This is a genomic window from Novosphingobium sp., from assembly GCF_030699305.1.
GTDB lineage: Bacteria > Pseudomonadota > Alphaproteobacteria > Sphingomonadales > Sphingomonadaceae > Novosphingobium.
On the sequence record NZ_JAUYNB010000027.1, the window covers coordinates 1 to 17425 of the forward strand.

13 protein-coding genes and 1 tRNA gene are annotated in these 17425 nt (G+C 66.2%); 8 read left to right on the plus strand and 6 right to left on the minus strand.

Features of this window, described 5'->3' with window-relative positions; genetic code table 11:
- Positions 1 to 60: 60 nt before the first annotated feature.
- Positions 61 to 137: transfer RNA gene (locus Q8Q53_RS10885), tRNA-Met, on the plus strand.
- Between the two features lie 176 nt (positions 138 to 313).
- Entirely contained in the window at positions 314 to 2011 is a 1698-nt protein-coding gene (locus Q8Q53_RS10890) for a class I adenylate-forming enzyme family protein (protein ID WP_305701794.1), read from the plus strand.
- A gap of 119 nt (positions 2012 to 2130) precedes the next feature.
- Here Q8Q53_RS10890 and Q8Q53_RS10895 read toward each other — a convergent pair whose 3' ends face one another.
- On the minus strand, positions 2131 to 2406 hold the full coding sequence (locus tag Q8Q53_RS10895; RefSeq protein WP_305701795.1) for an HU family DNA-binding protein: 276 nt from the start codon (positions 2404 to 2406) through the stop codon (positions 2131 to 2133).
- A gap of 211 nt (positions 2407 to 2617) precedes the next feature.
- Here Q8Q53_RS10895 and Q8Q53_RS10900 point away from each other — a divergent pair, with 211 nt between their 5' ends.
- Complete coding sequence (locus Q8Q53_RS10900) at positions 2618 to 3289, plus strand: Crp/Fnr family transcriptional regulator (RefSeq protein ID WP_305701796.1); 672 nt, start codon at positions 2618 to 2620, stop codon at positions 3287 to 3289.
- Here the strand turns inward: Q8Q53_RS10900 and Q8Q53_RS10905 are convergent.
- From Q8Q53_RS10905 to Q8Q53_RS10915, 3 genes are read right to left on the minus strand one after another with little or no spacing between them, the layout of a single operon-like run.
- A complete protein-coding gene (locus Q8Q53_RS10905) occupies positions 3286 to 4899 on the minus strand; it encodes a tetratricopeptide repeat-containing protein (protein WP_305701797.1) in 1614 nt (537 codons plus the stop codon). The two genes, Q8Q53_RS10900 and Q8Q53_RS10905, sit on opposite strands and share 4 nt — an antisense overlap.
- Before the next feature lie 36 nt (positions 4900 to 4935).
- Positions 4936 to 5442, minus strand: coding sequence for a nucleotide synthetase (locus Q8Q53_RS10910; RefSeq protein ID WP_305701798.1), 507 nt, complete (start codon positions 5440 to 5442; stop codon positions 4936 to 4938).
- Positions 5439 to 7049 carry a toll/interleukin-1 receptor domain-containing protein gene (locus Q8Q53_RS10915; protein WP_305701799.1) on the minus strand — a complete coding sequence of 537 codons (1611 nt, stop codon included), beginning with the start codon at positions 7047 to 7049 and terminating at the stop codon, positions 5439 to 5441. The genes Q8Q53_RS10910 and Q8Q53_RS10915 overlap by 4 nt, the downstream gene beginning before the upstream one ends.
- 300 nt (positions 7050 to 7349) lie before the next feature.
- Between Q8Q53_RS10915 and Q8Q53_RS10920 the strand changes: the two genes are divergently transcribed.
- The 5 genes from Q8Q53_RS10920 to Q8Q53_RS10940 all read left to right on the plus strand — a co-directional run bounded on the left by Q8Q53_RS10920 (position 7350) and on the right by Q8Q53_RS10940 (position 15453).
- Positions 7350 to 10280, plus strand: a complete 2931-nt coding sequence (locus tag Q8Q53_RS10920) for a TonB-dependent receptor (protein ID WP_305701800.1) — start codon at positions 7350 to 7352, stop codon at positions 10278 to 10280.
- A 160-nt stretch (positions 10281 to 10440) separates the two neighbouring features.
- Positions 10441 to 10896 (plus strand): hypothetical protein, encoded by a 456-nt coding sequence (locus Q8Q53_RS10925; RefSeq protein WP_305701801.1) that lies wholly within the window; start codon positions 10441 to 10443, stop codon positions 10894 to 10896.
- A gap of 147 nt (positions 10897 to 11043) precedes the next feature.
- Positions 11044 to 12879 carry a DUF885 family protein gene (locus tag Q8Q53_RS10930; protein ID WP_305701802.1) on the plus strand — a complete coding sequence of 612 codons (1836 nt, stop codon included), beginning with the start codon at positions 11044 to 11046 and terminating at the stop codon, positions 12877 to 12879.
- Positions 12880 to 13027: 148 nt separating this feature from the next.
- Positions 13028 to 13732 carry a response regulator transcription factor gene (locus Q8Q53_RS10935; RefSeq protein ID WP_305701803.1) on the plus strand — a complete coding sequence of 235 codons (705 nt, stop codon included), beginning with the start codon at positions 13028 to 13030 and terminating at the stop codon, positions 13730 to 13732.
- Complete coding sequence (locus Q8Q53_RS10940) at positions 13729 to 15453, plus strand: hybrid sensor histidine kinase/response regulator (protein ID WP_305701804.1); 1725 nt, start codon at positions 13729 to 13731, stop codon at positions 15451 to 15453. Before Q8Q53_RS10935 ends, Q8Q53_RS10940 begins: the two co-directional genes overlap by 4 nt.
- On the opposite strand, the gene Q8Q53_RS10945 is transcribed toward Q8Q53_RS10940, so the two are convergent.
- Both Q8Q53_RS10945 and Q8Q53_RS10950 read right to left on the minus strand, forming a co-directional pair.
- Positions 15447 to 17123 (minus strand): hypothetical protein, encoded by a 1677-nt coding sequence (locus Q8Q53_RS10945; RefSeq protein ID WP_305701805.1) that lies wholly within the window; start codon positions 17121 to 17123, stop codon positions 15447 to 15449. The two genes, Q8Q53_RS10940 and Q8Q53_RS10945, sit on opposite strands and share 7 nt — an antisense overlap.
- A 2-nt stretch (positions 17124 to 17125) precedes the next feature.
- Positions 17126 to 17425 (minus strand): hypothetical protein, encoded by a 300-nt coding sequence (locus Q8Q53_RS10950; RefSeq protein ID WP_305701806.1) that lies wholly within the window; start codon positions 17423 to 17425, stop codon positions 17126 to 17128.

Genomic DNA, 17425 nt, shown 5'->3' on the forward strand with positions numbered 1-17425 from the left:
GCCCTCACCGGCAAACCATGAACACACCCAAGGGCTGCCAATCACAGCCCACAATGGTGACGCGGGGTGGAGCAGCCCGGTAGCTCGTCAGGCTCATAACCTGAAGGTCGCAGGTTCAAATCCTGCCCCCGCAACCACACACAACCACACAACGCCCCGCCAAAAACGCGGGGCTTTTTTGTGTCCGGGCGTTATGAGGATGCGGGCATCTGCTCCGCCACGCCGCAAATCGCGCTGCGATCGAGATTCCGCGCTTGCCGAGGCATCGGCCCTATGTTTCCATCCGGCCAACAAGAACGAACCGGGATGAGACATGCATTACGCCGAACTGAAGCAGGCACGTGAGGAATTGACCGGACCCGGCGGGGTTTTTGAGATCATCGAGACCGAGGTGCGCGGCCATCCGCTCCGCACCTATCGCCATGCGCCGCCCAGCGTCCGGGAGGTCTGGCTTTCAACGCTGCAATTCGGCGATCGCCCTTATCTGGTCTACGGCGATGAAACGCTGACATATGCCGTTTCCCATGCGCAGGTTAACGCGGTGGCGGCCTGGCTGATACAGCAGGGGATCGAGCCGGGCGACCGGGTGGGAATCGCCATGCGCAACTATCCCGAATGGATGCTGATCTATTGGGCCTGCACCACCTGCGGCATCGCTGTGGTGGGCATGAACGCGTGGTGGACGCCGGATGAAATGGCCTATGCCCTGAACGATGCGCAGCCCAAGGCGCTGTTCCTGGATCAGGAGCGTCTGGATCGGCTGCGGCAGTGCGAGGACGTGGCCACCGATCTCAAGCTGATCGGGGTGCGTCTGGCCGCGCGGGCCAGCGGGGTGACCGCCTGGGAGGACGTGATCGCCGCGGGCGGGGCGATGCCCGACGTGACGGTCGATCCGGATGCGGATGCCTGCATTTTCTATACCTCTGGCACCACGGGCCATCCCAAGGGCGCGCAGCTGACCCACCGGGGGTGTGTCGGGAACCTGTTCAACCTGATGTATGCCGGGGCGTCGGCGGCGCTGGCGGTCGAGCGGGCGACGGGCGTGGCTCCGCCGGAAACGCCGCCGATCCCGGCCGTGCTGATCACCACGCCGCTGTTTCACGTCACCGCCAACAACTGCGGCGCCTATGCGACGACCGCAGCGGGCGGCAAGCTGGTGCTGATGTATCGCTGGGACGCAGGCGAAGCGCTCAAGCTGATCGCGCGCGAAGGCGTTACATCGATGAGCGGGGTTCCGGTGATGGCGCGCGAGTTGATCAACCACCCGGACTTTGCCGCGACCGACACGTCCAGCCTGCTGGCGCTGTCTGGCGGCGGGGCGCAAGTGCCGCCGGATCTGGTCCTGAAGATCGAGGCCCAGGTTGCCACTGCCCGGCCGAGCACGGGTTACGGGATGACGGAAACGTGCGGCATCATCACGTCCATCGCCGGAGATTTCTTCGTTGACCGGCCCGACAGCGCCGGTCCGGCGATGCCGAACTTTGAAGCGCGCTGCGTCGATGACGACGGGAATACCGTGGGCGTGGGTGAAGTGGGTGAACTGTGGGTGCGCGGGGCCTGTGTCATCAAGGGCTATATCAACCGGCCTGACGCCACCGCGGAATCGATCACCGAGGGCTGGCTGCACACGGGCGATATTGCCCGGATGGATGAGGACGGCTTCATCTATATCGTCGACCGCAAGAAGGACATGATCCTGCGCGGCGGGGAAAACGTCTACTGCGCCGAAGTCGAGGCCGCGATCTATCGCCATGCAGCGGTCGCGGAATGCTGTGCATTCGGGGTCGTGGATGACCGCCTGGGTGAGGAAGTGGGCGTAGCGGTGGTGGTAAAACCGGGCGAACAGCTGAGTGACGCCGACTTGCGCGGCCACTGCGCCGTCATCATGGCAAAGCACAAGTGGCCGCGCTATATCTGGTTCATGGATCAGGCGCTGCCGCGCAACGCCAGCGGCAAATTCTTGCGGCGGGAACTGCGCGACCAGCTGAGCCCCGCGCCGGTTCCGGCCTGATTGCGGCGGGGCCTGAAAAAGAGGCGCCAATAAAAAAGCCGGCCACGCGATTTCGCGGGGCCGGCTTTTTCGTAACTGGGTCGGCGCTGCGCAGCACGTGGCCCGCAGCGCCAGACCAATCAGCCGTTCAGCTTGTCCTTGACTGCCTTGGCAGCCGAGAACGCCAGCTTCTTCGAAGCGGCGATCTGGATGGTCGCGCCGGTCGAGGGGTTGCGGCCTTCGCGGGCCGGGGTGTCCTTGACCTTGAACTTGCCAAAGCCGTTCAGCGAGACTTCTTCACCAGCGGCAGCAGCGTCCGCAATCGCGGCAAACACCGCATCGACCAGCTTGCGTGCATCGGCCTTGGTGACGTCCTGCGAAGCGGCAAGCTTGTCGGCGAGGTCGCTGTTGTTCATCGGAAAATCCCTTTCGTAATAATTGGACCATGGCGATTAGCCTTCCCGGCAGCGAAGGTCCACTGCCAAGCGACCGGGAACGCGGTGGTCTGTGGGCAAAACAGCATAATTTTCGGGGATTCCGCTGATTTTCGTCAGTTGTTATCCGGGCTTTTCCGGATAACGGCGCGGTGATAGCGTACAGGCGGGCATTGAAACGGGGTCGCGACGCGTGAACAGGAATGGGCAAGGCGCGACGCTGGCGGTCGTGCGGCAGGCGTTCGGGTGCGGTGATGACCTGGCGGTCACGATCCTGACCCACGCGCGTGAGGGCAAGCTGCCGCGCGGGGCCGTGCTGTGGCCGATCCCCGGCCGCGAAGAAACGACCCTGCTGACCGGCGGGCTGGTGCAGGAAGTGGCCTATGGCCGCGATGGAGGGATGCTGGTGCTGCATCAGGTCGGACCGGGGGAGTTCTATGGCAGCCTGGTCGGAACGGCTCCGACCGATACGGGCGCGCAAGTGGAAGCGGTGGTTGACAGCCAGGGCGCACACTTTGCCGCCAATGCGATCGTGCGGTTGATGGAAAGCTATGCCTTCGTCGGCGTGGCGATGACCCGGCAGCTGGCAGCGCGGATCGATGCGATGCGGGTGCGGATGGTGGAATCCGCGATGCTGACCGCCACGGGGCGGATCTGCGCCGAACTGCTGCGCCGGGCGCGGCGCAGTCCGGACATGACGATCCGCCCGCTGCCGGTCTGGTCCGAACTGGCGGTGTCTGTGCAATCGACCCGCGAGACGGTGTCACGCACGGTTTCGCAACTGGAGAAGCGCGGCGTGCTGCGGCGCGAGCCGGGCGGGCTGGTGGTAGTCGCGCCGCACCGGTTGGAGGAGCAGGTTTACTAGGCCGGACCCTGGCTTAACGCGAATACCGCGCCTTCGGTCGTTTCATCGCCGAAATGATAAAGCCGGGCTTGCCCGGTGGACGTGGCCCGCGCAGCCATTGTCACGGCCAGCGCCTGACTGGCCAGCGCCAGCCCCGGATGGGCCAGCCCGGCCAGCCGCCGGGCCAGCGCCGGGCCGGGACCATAAGGCACCAGTGCGCCCGATGCGGGATCAGCGACCGATGTGGCAATCGCGATATGCACCCCGATGGCGGGCGGCAGCGTTCCGGCCTTGCGCTTTGCACCGAGGACGCGGCAGACCGCATCAAGCGCCGCGTCGAGGTCGGTCAGGCGGATGTCCCACCGCCCCGGTGCAGCCCGGATATCGGCGGGATCAAGCCACCTCAGGGCGTCGGCAACTGGCGCATTCAGCGCCGCAATCTCGCCGGAATCCAGCGCGGCCCGGTCATCCAGCCCATCCAGCAGTATGCACAGACTGACTGTCAGCGCCCGCGCCGGATCTGGCTGTTCGGGCGGGAACAGCGCATCGATTTCAGCGTCGCGCGGGACGGTCAGGCGGTCTTGCGGACCGGCTGCCGAAGGCCACAGAACGGCCTGCCGCGCGGTGTTGTGGCCGCCGCCCGCCTCATCCGTGATGATCAGTTGCCGGGCCGCTGCGCCCAGCCGGCGCGCGTTCAGGATCGCCCCGCCGATCGCCAGCTCTCCTGCATGTGCGGTGGCCAGCGGATCATGGGCGGCCGCAGCAGTCTGGCCGGCGACGACGACGGAGCGGGCCTGTGCCAGCACGGCCTCGTGCCGGGACAGCCACGCCGATCCCGCCGGTGCAACAGATTGCGCCGCGAATTGTGCAAGTGGGCACGGCAACACGACGTGCACTTCCGTTCCCGCCCGCAGCAGGTGTTCGGCAATCACGATATCGGCACCGGCTGCGAGTGCGCCCCAGGCAAACCCGATCCGGTGCTGCGCCAGCAGCGCGTCCACGGCGGCACCGATCGCGGCTTCGCTGGTGCCATCGGCCTGAACCCCCATGTGCCCGGCAAAATGCAGGCTGGCTGGCGGGTTGAAGCGGGTCAGCCAGTCGAGCGGGGCATGGCGGGTTTGCAGGATGGCACGCAGCTGCGCCAGCGTTACGGCGCGGTCTTCCCAGCCGTCCGGATCATGCCGCACGGCCGCTTCCAACGCGGCCTGTGCGCCAGTCTGATCATCCAGCAGCAGCAGCGCCTCGGCCCGCGTCGCCGCAAGATAATACGGCGTATCGGCCGCAGGCTGCGCCGTATCAAGCAGACGCAGCGTTTCGCGCGCGCCGAACTGCGCGCCGCCGCGGTCCCCGGCCAGCAGCCGCAAGGTAGCGGCATTGATCGCAAGGTATGGGGCCGGAGCCAGTGCATGCGCCGCCGAATAGGCCTCTGCCGCTGCGGCAAAACCCAGGGCCCGGTCGGGAATCGGTCCAGACCGGGCCTTGTCCTTGAGCAGCCGCCCCTTGACCGCGAGTGCGGCCGGGTCAGCGGTGCGGGCAGCATGGCCCGCTGTCAGGAACAGGTCCCATGCGCGCTCAATCGCACCCGCGCGGGCCAGCGCGGTAATCGCGGGCAAAGTTGCAGGTGCGGTCATGCGATGGAGCACCGGCAAGGGTTGGCGGGCATACGATCAGTCATTCGGCGGCGGGTTCCTCACTTCCGGATCAATCCGGAAGCCGTTCTTCAACGCGCCGGACTGCCCGATTTCGACATAGAGATTGAAATGATGCCGTTCCGGCTGCTGCACGGGCGGATTGGGGGTGTCATAGCGCGAGCGTGCCGTGAACGTCAGCGTATCGGCGGTTTGCGAGACATACTGGTAATAGCGCGCCTGCCCGGCCTGCTTGAAGCTGATCGGGCTGTCATCGAAGGTCCAGTTCCAGTCCCCCGCCAGCCTGATCACGATCTGCCAGTGTTCACCCGGCTTGATGTTCAGCGAAAAGCCCATTGTCTGATCGCCGCCGACGATCTTGTCCGGCCCCTCGTCCTGCATGGTCACCGCCAGATTGCGCGCCGCACCCGCGCCGTCCGCAAGCATGCCAAACCGGACGATTGCCTGCTTCACTGCGGCGCCTTCGGCCGGTTGTCCCGTGACGGGCAGTTCGTCCTCGTTACTGGAAATGCGCGGGTTGCTCATGGCCGTTTTCCTGCTGGATCGGGTTTGGGCGAAACCGGGGCCGCGATCAGCATGTCGGCGCTGTTGCGCCAGCCCGCCCAGTCAGCATTGGCGGGATCGCGCCGCGACAGCCGGTCCGCCAGGTCACGCGCCTCGCGCGCCACGCGGCGGGCCTCATCCGGGCGGCCGGCTTGACCAAGCAGCTTGGCCAGGCCCAGGCCGGCCAGCATTTCAGCCTCGGTCGCGCGGGCGTCCTTGGGATGATCGCGGCCCAGCGCACGGGCGATCTGGCGTTGCTTTGTGCGCAATTCGATGGCGGGAGCGAACTGTTCCAGCGCGGTCAGGGCATCGGCTTCCCAGGCCAGGCGGTTGGCATAATCCAGCGCGTTGTCGAAGTTCGACGGCTGCTGCTGCCACAGTTGTTCCGCAATTTCGCGGGCGGCGGTGCAGTGCATCCGGGCGAGCTGCGGCCTGGCCGGGGCGGCAAGGTTGGCCGCGCACAAGTTGCCGTGCGCATAGCCCCGTTCCCGCACCCAGCGCGGCTTGCCCGGTGCGAGCGTGACCAGCTGGTTGGCCAGGTTCAGATACTGGCCCCAGTGGCGCTTGGCCGCGGCAAGGTCGCGGTTGCCATCGGCCGATTTCGTGCGAAACGCGATATAGCCGAGCAGATATTCGCTTTGTGCATGGTTGAAGATCCGCTCCGGCGCGCGCGGCTGGCGTTCCAGCAGGCCGCCCGTCACGCGCGAGGCCTCGAACGCCTCCTTGCGGGCGCGGTCGCGTCCGGCGGCGGTGCGCAGGTTGTCTTCGGCCATCGCTTGCAGCAGGCGGGCGCGCCGCTCCAGGCTGGTATCGGGCAGCGCGGCCAGATCCTGCCGCGCATAGTATTCGAGCGCGCGCTGGTTGACGGTATCCATCGTGCTGAGGCTGCCGACCCCTTTCAGCTTGTCTCTGAGATCGGTCAGCATGAATTCAACCATTCCCTCGGCATCGGCGCGCTGCGCCTCAGCCTCGGCGCGGGCGCGCTGAGCCAGCAGCAGCAGAGCTGCCAACACTAGACTAAGTGCAACCGCTCCCGCCGTGACGGCCATCACGCGGCGTTGGCGGGATTGCGCATCGCGCTGCACCAACCGGTCGAGCGGCTGGCGGGCCAGACCGGCGGCGATTTTCAGCAGACCCAGCCGCTTGCCATCGCCTTGCTTGCGAAAATCCGCAGCCAGCGGTTCCAGGTCCAGTTCGCCGTGCTGCAACAGCGCGGGCGGAAAGGCTGCGTCAGGCGACCCTGCGATCAGCGCGGTCAAAATCGGGGCAGCAGGGTTCAGCGTGCGGAACAGCTGGATTTCCTGATCGACCCAGCGGCTGGTCCGCGCGGCGGGGCTGGCGATCACCACCAGCGCGGCGGACTGGCTCAACGCTTCGCGCACCTGGGCTGACAGATCGGGGCCTGCCGCCAGTTCGGCCCGGTCGATGAACACCGGGGCCAGACGCACGCTGCCCTGCGCGTCCGGCGACGGCGCCCGAAACCGTTCCAGCTGGCCGTGCAGCCAGTTGGCAAAGGCAGAGTCCGTATGACTGTAGCTGATGAACGCACGGTAGCGGGGCGGTGCCCCGGCCGCAGGGCGCTGACCCATTCGATTTCCCCGTTTGCCGCAATCAAGCTTGTGCGATGCCTGCGGCATTTGCAACGGCCATTTCTGACTGCCGCGCAAGGCATGACATCAGCGGCGCCCGAAACGCGCAGGCTGTGGCCAAAGTGCTGCATTTTTACCGCAGCGAACCGCCGATTCCCGCGGATGGTGTGTCCCTTACGCTACGGAATCCGGCATAACTAACAGAGCGATTAAAACCGGTTGTAAAGCGCCGCGCATGGTGTTCTATTCGTATGCGCAACCGCCCAAATAAGGGACGGGCAATATAAGGAGAGAGGGCTGATGAGGGGCAAACTGACCCTGCTTGCTGGCGTATGTGCCAGCGCAATCGCGTTTCCGGCATTCGCACAATCGGCGGATGACAACACGGCAAACGACGCAGACACGATCATCGTTACCGCACAGCGCTCGAACCAGCGCCTGCAGGACGTGCCGATCGCAGTCAGCGCGTTCAGCAGTGAAGCGCTGGAAAAGCAGCAGATCAAGAACACCAGCGATCTGCAGCTGACCCTGCCGAACGTCACGTTCACCAAGACGAACTTCACCAGTTCCAGCTTCACGATTCGCGGGATCGGCGATCTGTGCGTCGGCGTGACCTGCGACAGCGCGACCGCCATCCACCTGAACGACGCGCCGCTGTTCGGCACCCGCATTTTCGAAGGCGAGTTCTATGACCTTGCCCAGGTCGAAGTGCTGCGCGGTCCGCAGGGCACCCTGTTCGGTCGTAACGCGACGTCGGGCGTGGTCAACTTCCGCACCGCGCGCCCCGATCTGTCGGGCTTTGGCGCTGCGATCGAGGCTGAATACGGCAACTACAACGCCGTGAAGGTCAAGGGCATGGTCAATGCCCCGATCGGCGAAAACGTCGCCGTGCGTCTCGCCGGGTTCTACCTCAACCGCGAAGGTTACACGCAGAACCTGTTCGACAACACCCGCATCGATGATCGCGACATGTATGGCGTGCGCGGTTCGATCCGGCTGGAGCCGAGCGAAACCACCACGATCGACATCATGGCGCAGTACTTCCATGAACGCGACAGCCGCATGCGCATCCAGAAGCAGCTGTGCCAGCGCGATCCGACCGGGGTGATGGGCTGCCTCAACGGCACGCTCGCCAACGGAACCACCAATGCCAACACCACGTTCGTGGGCGTGCTGACTTCGCGCGAATTCTTCGCGATCCGGGGCCTGCCGACTGCATTGGCGCTGGGCAGCATCTATGGTCCGGATGCCTATTCCGGCGTGGTCAATCCGGCCGATACCCGCGTTGTCAACACCGATACCAAGCCGTCCTACTTCACGGATGAACTGATCATCCAGGGCAGCCTGGCGCAGGAACTGGGCGGCGGTATCAACGTCAAGCTCAGCGGCAACTATCAGGAAGTCGAAGTTGACTCCTCTCAGGACTACAACAACTCGGTTCAGAACCGGGCTGTCTATGCCCCGGCGCTGGCGGCGCTGGCATCGGCCCGTGCTGGCGGGTTTGGTGCCGCCGTGCAAACCTACCTGACCCCGGTCTACAACGCGCTGACGCCGAACGGAGCTGCTGGTCAGCTCTGCACCTCGCTGGCTGAAGAAACCGGCACCGGTGCGTTTGGTGGCCACCGTGTTTGCAGCATGACCCCGCAGGACTTCGACCGGTCGAACCAGAAGCAGTCCAGCTGGACTGCCGAAGCGATCGTCTCGTCGGACTGGGACGGCATGTTCAACTTCCTGGTCGGCGGCATCTACGGCGAGCTGCACATGACCGAGAACAGCTATTACGTGAACTCGTTCGGGATCGATTACTTCACCGGCGTCGTCGGTGCGTTCTCGGCGCTGGGCGCTGGTCTGCCGCCAAGCTATCTGGCGACGCCGACGTATCGTAACAACACCGATGACCTGAAGGTGAAAACCTATGGCCTGTTCGGTGAAGCGTACTTCAAGTTCAACGACCAGCTGAAGCTGACCCTGGGCATCCGTTACAACAACGACGAAAAGACGATCTCGGCCCGCACCACGCTGGCCAGCTTCCTTGCGCCGTTCACGTCGACGGATGCCTATGCATCGCCTTATATCGGTTCGTTCGATGCCGATGCGGGCCTGCCGGGCAACCAGCTGTTCCAGAACCGCAAGGTCAACTTCAGCGAATGGACTGGCCGCGCGGTGCTCGATTACGCAATCACGCCGGACAACCTGATTTATGCCTCGTATTCGCGCGGCTACAAGTCGGGCGGGATCAATCCGCCGCTGTCGCCGGTGTTCTCGGTTCCGGAAGGGTTCAAGCCGGAGTTCGTCAATGCCTTCGAAGTCGGCTCGAAGAACCAGTTCGGCAACATCACGCTCAACCTGACTGCGTTCTACTACAAGTACAAGGACCTGCAGCTGTCGCGCATCGTGGCTCGTACCTCGGTGAACGACAACGTCAGCGCCGACATCTGGGGGCTTGAAGCCGAAGCCATCATCCGGCCGACGCGCGAACTGTCGATCAACCTGAGCGGCAGCTACCTCAACACCAAGGTGTCGGAAGACAAGCTCCTGGCCAACCCGCGTGACTTTGGCGCGGGCCGTTCGGACTCGGTGATCATCAAGGACATCACCAACGGTGCAAACTGCGCCGTCGCGCCGACCACGGCGGGTAATGCCGCCGGCACCAACGGGTTCGTCAACCAGGCGAACGCGCTGATCAATGCCGGGGCCATTCCGGGTGTTGCCGCCGGTGCGGGCCTGCAGCCCACCACCAGCTTCGGGGCAGGCAGCGGTCTGGCTTCGACCGGGGCGTTCGGGATCTGCTCGGTCCTCGAAGCGCTCGCTCCCACGGTGGGTGCAGCGTTCGGCGGCGTGCAGGTCTATTCGTCGGGTATTCCGGTCAACATCAAGGGCAACAAGCTGCCCGGTGCGCCGGACTACAAGTTCTCGGCTGGCGTCCAGTACGCTGCGCCGCTGGGCGAAATGACCCTGACCCCGCGTGCCGACTTCGTCTACACCGGCAAGTCGACCGGCAACATCTTCAACGGTGCGATCAATGCGATCGACAGCTTCACGCAGGTCAATGCGCAGCTGCAGCTCGACGGTCCGGACAAGAAGTGGTTTGCCCGTCTGTGGGTCCAGAACCTGTTCGACAAGGACTCGGTGACCGGCCTGTACGTGACCGATCAGTCGTCGGGCAACTACACCAACATCTTCACGCTCGAACCGCGCCGTTATGGCATCTCGGCCGGGCTGAAGTTCTAAGACAAACGAAAAGCACTCCTGGGAGGGATGCTGATCTGGGCCTCGGGGGAAACCTCGGGGCCCTTTTTCGTGGGGCATCGGGGCCGCGATTGTCCCGGATTGGTGCATATCCGGGCGCAGCGTAGTTGACACGGCCGCGCCGCGGCGGAATGCACCGCCGATGAAGTCTGATTTCGAACCACACTCTCCCGTGGAGTCCTGGCAACGGCAGATGGCGGCGCTGGCGTTTGACAGCGGCGTGGCATCGGGCGCTGAACAGGCCGGGTTCATCGGGCTGGCGCTGGCTCTGTTACAGGCCATGCCGCCCCCGCTCGTACAGGCCGCTGGCCGCAGCGCGGTGCCGGACATTGGCCAGTTGCTGGCCGCCGGTGCGCCGACCGAGGCCGCGCTGGCCCTGCTCGACGGCTGGGCAGGCTACATGCTGTCCTGCGGTCCGGGTGGCCGTCCGATGGCGACCGTGGTGGTCGAGCCACTGGGCGGAGAGGCCAGCGCCGAAGGGGCCAGTCCTGCGCTGGCGCTGCTGGGCGCGTTGGCGGCGCTGCTGGCGGGCGATGCGCTGGACGGCGATTGCGGCGTTCAGGTCGATTGGCGCACCGCCGGGGCCCGGCTGAACTGATCCGGCCTGCCAGCGGCCGTGCCGCGCGGCACCTGCCGGGATGCGGCCGATGGCGCAACCACCGTTGAATATCCTGATCACCGGGGCCGGGGGCTTCACCGGGTTGGTTTCACCGCCTAAGCTGTCCGGCAACCAACGGGGAAAACCATGACGCGCACAATCACCACCTGTCTTGCCGCGATCGCCGCCAGTCTGATCCTGCCTGCCAGTGGCAGCCTCGCCCAGACGCCTGCGGTCTCCGCCCCCACTGCTGCCGAGGATGCCCGGCTGACCGCGTTCCTCGACGCCGAATTTGCCGAACTGGTCAAGCAGCAGCCTCAGCTGGCGACGCGGCTTGGGCTGAAGGTCGGCGCGGACCGCTGGAATGACATCAGCGATGCCGCGGCGGCGCAGCAGGTTCTCTGGCGGCAGGCCAGCGCCGCGCGGATGCAGGCGCAGTTTGATCGGGCGCGGCTGTCAGCCGAAGCTCAGGTCAATTACGACATCTGGGCGCTGGAAGCGCAGCGGGCCGCGTTGGTGCAGGCCAACCGGGTCTATCGCCCGCCGTTCTATTCGCGGCTCTATTCGGTCCACAGTCAGATGGCCGATTTTCTGGTCAACACGCACAGCGTTGCCGATCCGGTTGACCTGACCAGCTATATTGCCCGGTTGCGCGGTATCCCGGCCGTCCTCGATCAGGCGATCGCGCGCACCAGCGCGAGCGCCGATGCGGGCATTCGCGTGCCGAAGTTCCAGATCGAAACGATCATTTCCGGCAGCGAAAAGCTGATCAGCGGCGCGCCGTTCGGCACCGGTCCCGATGCCGCCTTGTGGGCCGATGTCCAGTCCAAGGCTGGCGGTCTGGTCCGGGCAGGGCGGCTGTCGCAGGCTGAGGCCGATGCCGCGCTGGCGGATGCGCGGGCGGCGATCATTGCGTTGCAACCGGCCTATGAGCGCGTGATTGCCTGGGCCAGAGCCAGCCTGCCAACCGCGCCCAGCGGCCGGGTCGGCGCGCTGACACTGCCCGGCGGAGCGGACTATTACGCCAATGAGCTGAAGCTCAACACCACGACCGATTACACCGCCGAGCAGATCCACGCCATCGGCCGGTCCGAAGTCGCGCGGATCGAAGCGGAGCAGGACGCGCTGGCCCGGCAGGCCGGATTTGCAGATCGCAGCGCCTTTTACGCCGATCGCGCCCGGCGTTTTCCGCCCCGGCCCTATGACGATGCCGCCCGCGCCGAGTATCTGGCCACGGCCAACGCCTTTGTTGCGCGGACGCGCACGCTGCTGGCACCCTATTTCGGCACGCTGCCGACCTATGGCATCGAAGTCGTACGCGAACCGGCGTTTACCGAAGTGCCCGGCGGCGCGGCCCACGCATCGCCGCCCAGCCCGGACGGCAAGCGGCCCGCGCGCACGTATGTCCACCTGGTCGGCAACACCGCCGATCCGGCAGCGCTCTATACGCTGATGTGTCACGAGGCGGTGCCCGGCCACAACATGCAGGGCGATATCCAGGTGCGCCAGCAGGACGGGCCAAAGTTCCGCTCGGTCACGGGCTATGTCGCGTTCGGCGAAGGCTGGGCGCTCTATGCCGAGTCGATGTGCAAGGAAATGGGGGCCTTCCCCGATGTCGCCGCCGATTTCATGCGGCTGGACGCGGAACTGTTCCGCGCCGCACGGCTGGTGACCGATACCGGGCTGCACGCGCAGGGCTGGACCGAGGATGAAGCGGTCACCTATCTCCACACGATCGGCCGTCAGCCGATGCAGCGCGCCCGGTCCGAAGTGCGCCGCTATATCACGCTGCCGGGGCAGGCGACCGGTTACAAGATCGGGATGCTCAAGATCATCGAACTGCGCCGCAAGGCCGAAGCGGCACTGGGGGCGAAGTTTGACATCAAGGGCTTCCACGATCTGCTGATTGCATCCGGATCACAGCCGCTGTCGATCCTGGAGCGCCGGGTCGATGACTGGATCGCCCGCGCGGGCGGAGCCTAGACGCTGACCACGCCCAATCTTCTCCCGCCAAACCATTGGTCCCGGCGGCGCCGCGCCGTGGTCCTGCAACACATTTGCTTGCCAACCCGGCGGGCGCACCATAACCGTTGCAGTGCGTGGTTGGGGTCGCGCAAGACAGGGGCAATGGATGCAGGTCCTGATATGCGATGATCACCCAATAGTCGCATCGGCATTGGGAATGACACTCGAAACAGCGTTCGACGCGCAAGTTCATATCGCGCTGAGTTGTTCGCAGGCACTCGGAAAAGTCAGGGAAATTGGCCAGCTCGACTTGCTGATGCTTGATCTGCATATTCCGGGGGAAGATCCGCGCGGCAACCTGGCGGCGGCGCGGGCGGCTTGTCCGGGTACGCCGATCATGGTGTTTTCCGGCAGCGACGACGCCCACAATCTGCGGCTGGCGCTGGAAATGGACGTGGCCGGGTTCCTGCCCAAATCGTCCTCGCCCGAAGTGGTGGAGGCAGCGCTGCGGCTGGTGCTGGCAGGCGGGCGCTATCTGCCCGATGCGGTGCGGCTGCTGGCGCTGGGCGAACCGGTCCCGACCCCGACCCCGGCCCCGGCCCCGACACTGGCCGGGGCGCAGGTGGTTTCGGCCCACGCCACCGCCAATGCCACCGCCAACGGGGGCGCAGATGGGCATGCGGGCCTGACCACGCGCCAACGCCACGTGCTGCAATTGCTGGCACAGGGCAGCCCCAACAAGCAGATCGCGCGCGAACTGGGGATTTCCCCGGCCACGGTGAAAGTTCATGTCGCGCAAGTGCTTGCAACGCTGGGGGCGGGCAACCGGACCGAGGCGGTGATGATGGCGCATCAGCGCGGACTGCTGTGACCGCGCCCGCAGGGCAGATCCACCGCGAAGTGCGCGCGGCCGAATCGCGCATGGAATTTGCCCTGACCGGATTGCTCAGCCTGCTGGTCGCGGGCACGCTGGCCTATGTCCACTGGCTGTTCGAACCGCTGGTCCCGCCCGCCCAGCTGTGGGGCTGGTCGGGGTTCATGGGGGGCGTCACGGCGATCATGATGATCGTCCCGCTGGCGGTCCACATCCGCCAGCCGGACGCGGCGCAGATTGAGCGGTTCTGGTCCCCGCTGGGCAAAGTGGTGGCGGTGCTGTTCGACCTGGCGGTGGCGTCCAGCGTCTGGGTGCTGCTGCCCTATGCGTCGGAACCGCTGCAACTGCTGATGGTGATCTTCTATTCCGCCGCGATCAGCGGGCAGGTGATCACGACGGCCGAATCGATCGGCACCGTGGTGTTTGGGGTGATCGCGGTGCTCGGATCGGCGGCGCTGTTCTTCTTCCGCAGCGAAACGGCCTATTCCACATCGCTGGCGCTGTTCCTGCTGGCCTTCGGAGCGCTGATGATCGGCACCGCGCTGGTGCTCAAGCAGGCGATCCGCACCGCGATCACGCTGCGGCTGCGGGCCGAATCGATGTCGGCTGACCTGGCCGATGCGCTGGCCGCCACCCATGCCGAACGGGATGCCCGCGCACGGTTCATCGCGGCTGCTTCACACGATCTGCGCCAGCCGCTGCAGGCCGCGTCGCTGTATTTCCGGCAGGTCCAGCGCGTCACCGATCCCGCCCGCCGGGCGCAGGCGGCAGACGGAGTCAACCGCGGGCTGGCCGAGGCGATGGTGATGCTGGAAAGCATGGCCGAGCACTTGCGGCTGGAAAGCGGCACTTTGCGCGCCCAGCCAGAACCGGTGGCGCTGGCGCACGTGTTTGCGGCCCTCGCCCAGGAACTGGCCCCGACTGCGCGGCAATCCGATATCGCGCTGCGCTTCGCTGCGACCGAACGCAACGTGCTGGCCGATCCCGCGTTGCTGACCCGGATCCTGCGCAACCTGGTCAGCAACGCGATCCTGCATTCACAGGGCCGCCGGGTGCGGGTGCTGGCGCGCGGCGCAGGTGATCAGGTGGCGATCCATGTGATCGACGATGGCATCGGGCTTGGCTCACAACCGGCTGAAAACCTGTTTCTGCCTTATTCGCAAGGGCAGGATTCGCGGCGGCTGGGGCGCGGATCAGGACTGGGGCTCACGATTGCGCGGGAAATGGCGCAGTTGATGGACGGCGCGCTGGTGGCCGATCCGCGCTGGCGGGCGGGCTGTGCCTTTACCTTGACGCTACCGGCGGTGCAGGCCGTGGTGCGTCCACCGGCCGGGCTGGAAGCCGTTCCCGTGGCGGACCTGTCCGGTCAGCGTCTGCTGGTGGTGGACGATCATTCCGACGCGCGCGATGCGCTGGCACAGCTGTTGCGGCTGCACGGGGCGGATGTGCGCGCGGTGGAGACGGTGGCGGATGTCGGTGCGGTGCTGGCGCAGGGCTGGGTTCCGGCTGCGGCGGTCACCGACTGGCACCTTGGCCTGCAGGATACCGGGGCAGACGTGGCCGCGCTGATCCGCGCGGCGGACCCGGCCGCACGGGTGGTGGTGATGTCCGGCGATGCCGCGCTCGCCACTGCCCAGCAGGTCGCTGCGCTGGATTGCGCGCTGCTGCTCAAGCCGGTGGACGAGGCGGCATTGCTCCAGGCCCTGTCGGATCAATAGCTGCGCGGTGCGATCAGTTCCCCGATCATCTGTTGCGAGGCGGAGCGGACATCGGGAAAGGTCGTGCTGGCATCGCTGCGGGTCATCCGGGTGAACAGCCGCATCTTGCCCAGGTTGTCCGCTGTCGCCGCCGCGTTGCTGCGCGGATCGATCACTTCGGTCCACAGCTTGACCAGGCTGGCCGCTGCATCGCTGCGCGCCCAGGCGCGGCCGGGGACCAGCATTGGCCGGGCCGGGGTGACCAGCACCATGACCGAATCCCGCCGCCGGGTGGAACTGCGCTCGTTAAAGGCGTTGCCGACCACCGGCAGGTCGCCCAGCAACGGCGTCTTGGAATACGTCCGGTCGTCGACCGCTTCGTTCAGGCCCGACAGCAGCAGCGTTTCGCCAAATCCGATTTCGGCGGTGGCGACCACGCGCTGGCGGAACGTGGTCAGCGCTTCGGCAAAGGAACCGGCGGGGTCGGCGGTCAGAAAACTGCGCCCGGCCTCGATCTTCACGCGCGTGCCGGTGGGGGTGATTTCGATCGGGGTGACTTTCAGGTCGATCCCGACGTCGATCGTTTCCAGGCTGGCCGTGTTCACCCCGTTGACGGCGACGCGCAGCGTCCGCCCGACGAAGAACTCGCTCTGTTCGCCGCGATAGGCGGTCAGCTGCGGACGCGCTACGACCGAGTAATTCTGCCCGCCGCGATTGAACAGGTTCAGGTTGTAGTTGATCTGCGGGATCGAGATCGAGGCCGTCAGCACCCGCTGATAGCCGTTGCCGGTGCGCACCCCGTTGTCACTGGTGATCGTCCGGGTTGACTGGCGGCTGCTGCCATATTGCAGGCTGAGGCCATCGAGCAGGTTGAAGCCGTTGCGTTCCTGCTGGGTGTTCTGCGACAGGATGATCGCGACATCGAGCGACACCTGATCGGGTGCGACCGGGTCTGCGGCCTGTTCCGGTCCGGCGGTGGTATCGAGCGCGGCGGTCTGCACCAGCGCGTTGACACGCGGGCGAATGCCGTCAGCCACCGCCGGGAAGCGCGCGGCAAGCACGCCCAGCCGCTCCTGCGCCAGCGCGCCTTCGCCGTTCGCCGCCGCTGCCAGCGCGGCCAGCCGCAGGTTCTCGCCATTCGCACCCGGATCAAGCGAGGCGGCGCGGCCAGCGGCCAGACTGGCCAGCGCCGCATCCCCGCTCATATAGGCCGATGCCGCCACCGCCGACAGGGTCGCCGCGTCGCTGGGACGCAGCAGCGCCGCGCGGGAAAAGTGGCTGAGCGCATCGTCATACTTGCCCTGATCGAACGCGCCCCGTCCGGCCATGGCGGCGGGCCAGTATTGCCCCGGCTCGGCCCGGGCAGCCAGATCGTAACCGGCCAGCGCCAGATCGAGCGCCTGCGGGTTCTTGTCCGCCGACAGCTGGTATGACAGCCCCAGCAGCGCCTGCGCGGTGCCGTTGCGCGGTTCGCGCGCGGCCAGTTCGGCAAAGGCGTGGATCGCAAGCCTGCTGTCTCCGGCGCGCAGCGCGGCCAGCCCCTTGTCCATGACTTCGCCCGGCGCGTGCGCGGACAGGTCCACCAGCGCCGGGACCTTTTTCTTCGCGGCCAGCGCGGCGTCCGGCACCGTCACGCAGGCCGCCGCCGCCAGCAGCAGGCCCAGCGTGTGGAGGCGAAGGGTATGCGGCATGGTTATTTCTCCGTCTTGTGCGGGGGGTGGCAACGGTCGGCCAGGCCCACCGCGTCAATCTCATACGTCTGTTGCGCCAGCGCGCATCCGGTTGGCATGAACCCGGCCGCCGTCGGTCGCCCGCTGCGGCTGAGCGTCGGCGCGCAGATGTCGCGGCCCTTGCGCAGCAGCAGCCGTTCGTGGCTGGCGGTCATGCAACGCGGCGGCTCGCCGGGGCGCTGCGGCTGGGCAGTGGCCGGGGCGGTCAGCCACAGCGCGGCGATCAGGCTGGCCAGCGGGATAGGAAGGAGCAGGTGGCGCAT

Excerpts from the sequence above, each read along its gene's own strand:
- Q8Q53_RS10890 (WP_305701794.1), top strand. The coding sequence starts at position 314 with ATGCATTACGCCGAACTGAAGCAGGCACGTGAGGAATTGACCGGACCC.
- Q8Q53_RS10895 (WP_305701795.1), bottom strand. The coding sequence starts at position 2,406 with ATGAACAACAGCGACCTCGCCGACAAGCTTGCCGCTTCGCAGGACGTC.
- Q8Q53_RS10905 (WP_305701797.1), bottom strand. The coding sequence starts at position 4,899 with ATGACCGCACCTGCAACTTTGCCCGCGATTACCGCGCTGGCCCGCGCG.
- Q8Q53_RS10910 (WP_305701798.1), bottom strand. The coding sequence starts at position 5,442 with ATGAGCAACCCGCGCATTTCCAGTAACGAGGACGAACTGCCCGTCACG.
- Q8Q53_RS10915 (WP_305701799.1), bottom strand. The coding sequence starts at position 7,049 with ATGGGTCAGCGCCCTGCGGCCGGGGCACCGCCCCGCTACCGTGCGTTC.
- Q8Q53_RS10920 (WP_305701800.1), top strand. The coding sequence starts at position 7,350 with ATGAGGGGCAAACTGACCCTGCTTGCTGGCGTATGTGCCAGCGCAATC.
- Q8Q53_RS10925 (WP_305701801.1), top strand. The coding sequence starts at position 10,441 with ATGAAGTCTGATTTCGAACCACACTCTCCCGTGGAGTCCTGGCAACGG.
- Q8Q53_RS10930 (WP_305701802.1), top strand. The coding sequence starts at position 11,044 with ATGACGCGCACAATCACCACCTGTCTTGCCGCGATCGCCGCCAGTCTG.
- Q8Q53_RS10935 (WP_305701803.1), top strand. The coding sequence starts at position 13,028 with ATGCAGGTCCTGATATGCGATGATCACCCAATAGTCGCATCGGCATTG.
- Q8Q53_RS10945 (WP_305701805.1), bottom strand. The coding sequence starts at position 17,123 with ATGCCGCATACCCTTCGCCTCCACACGCTGGGCCTGCTGCTGGCGGCG.
- Q8Q53_RS10950 (WP_305701806.1), bottom strand. The coding sequence starts at position 17,425 with ATGCGCCACCTGCTCCTTCCTATCCCGCTGGCCAGCCTGATCGCCGCG.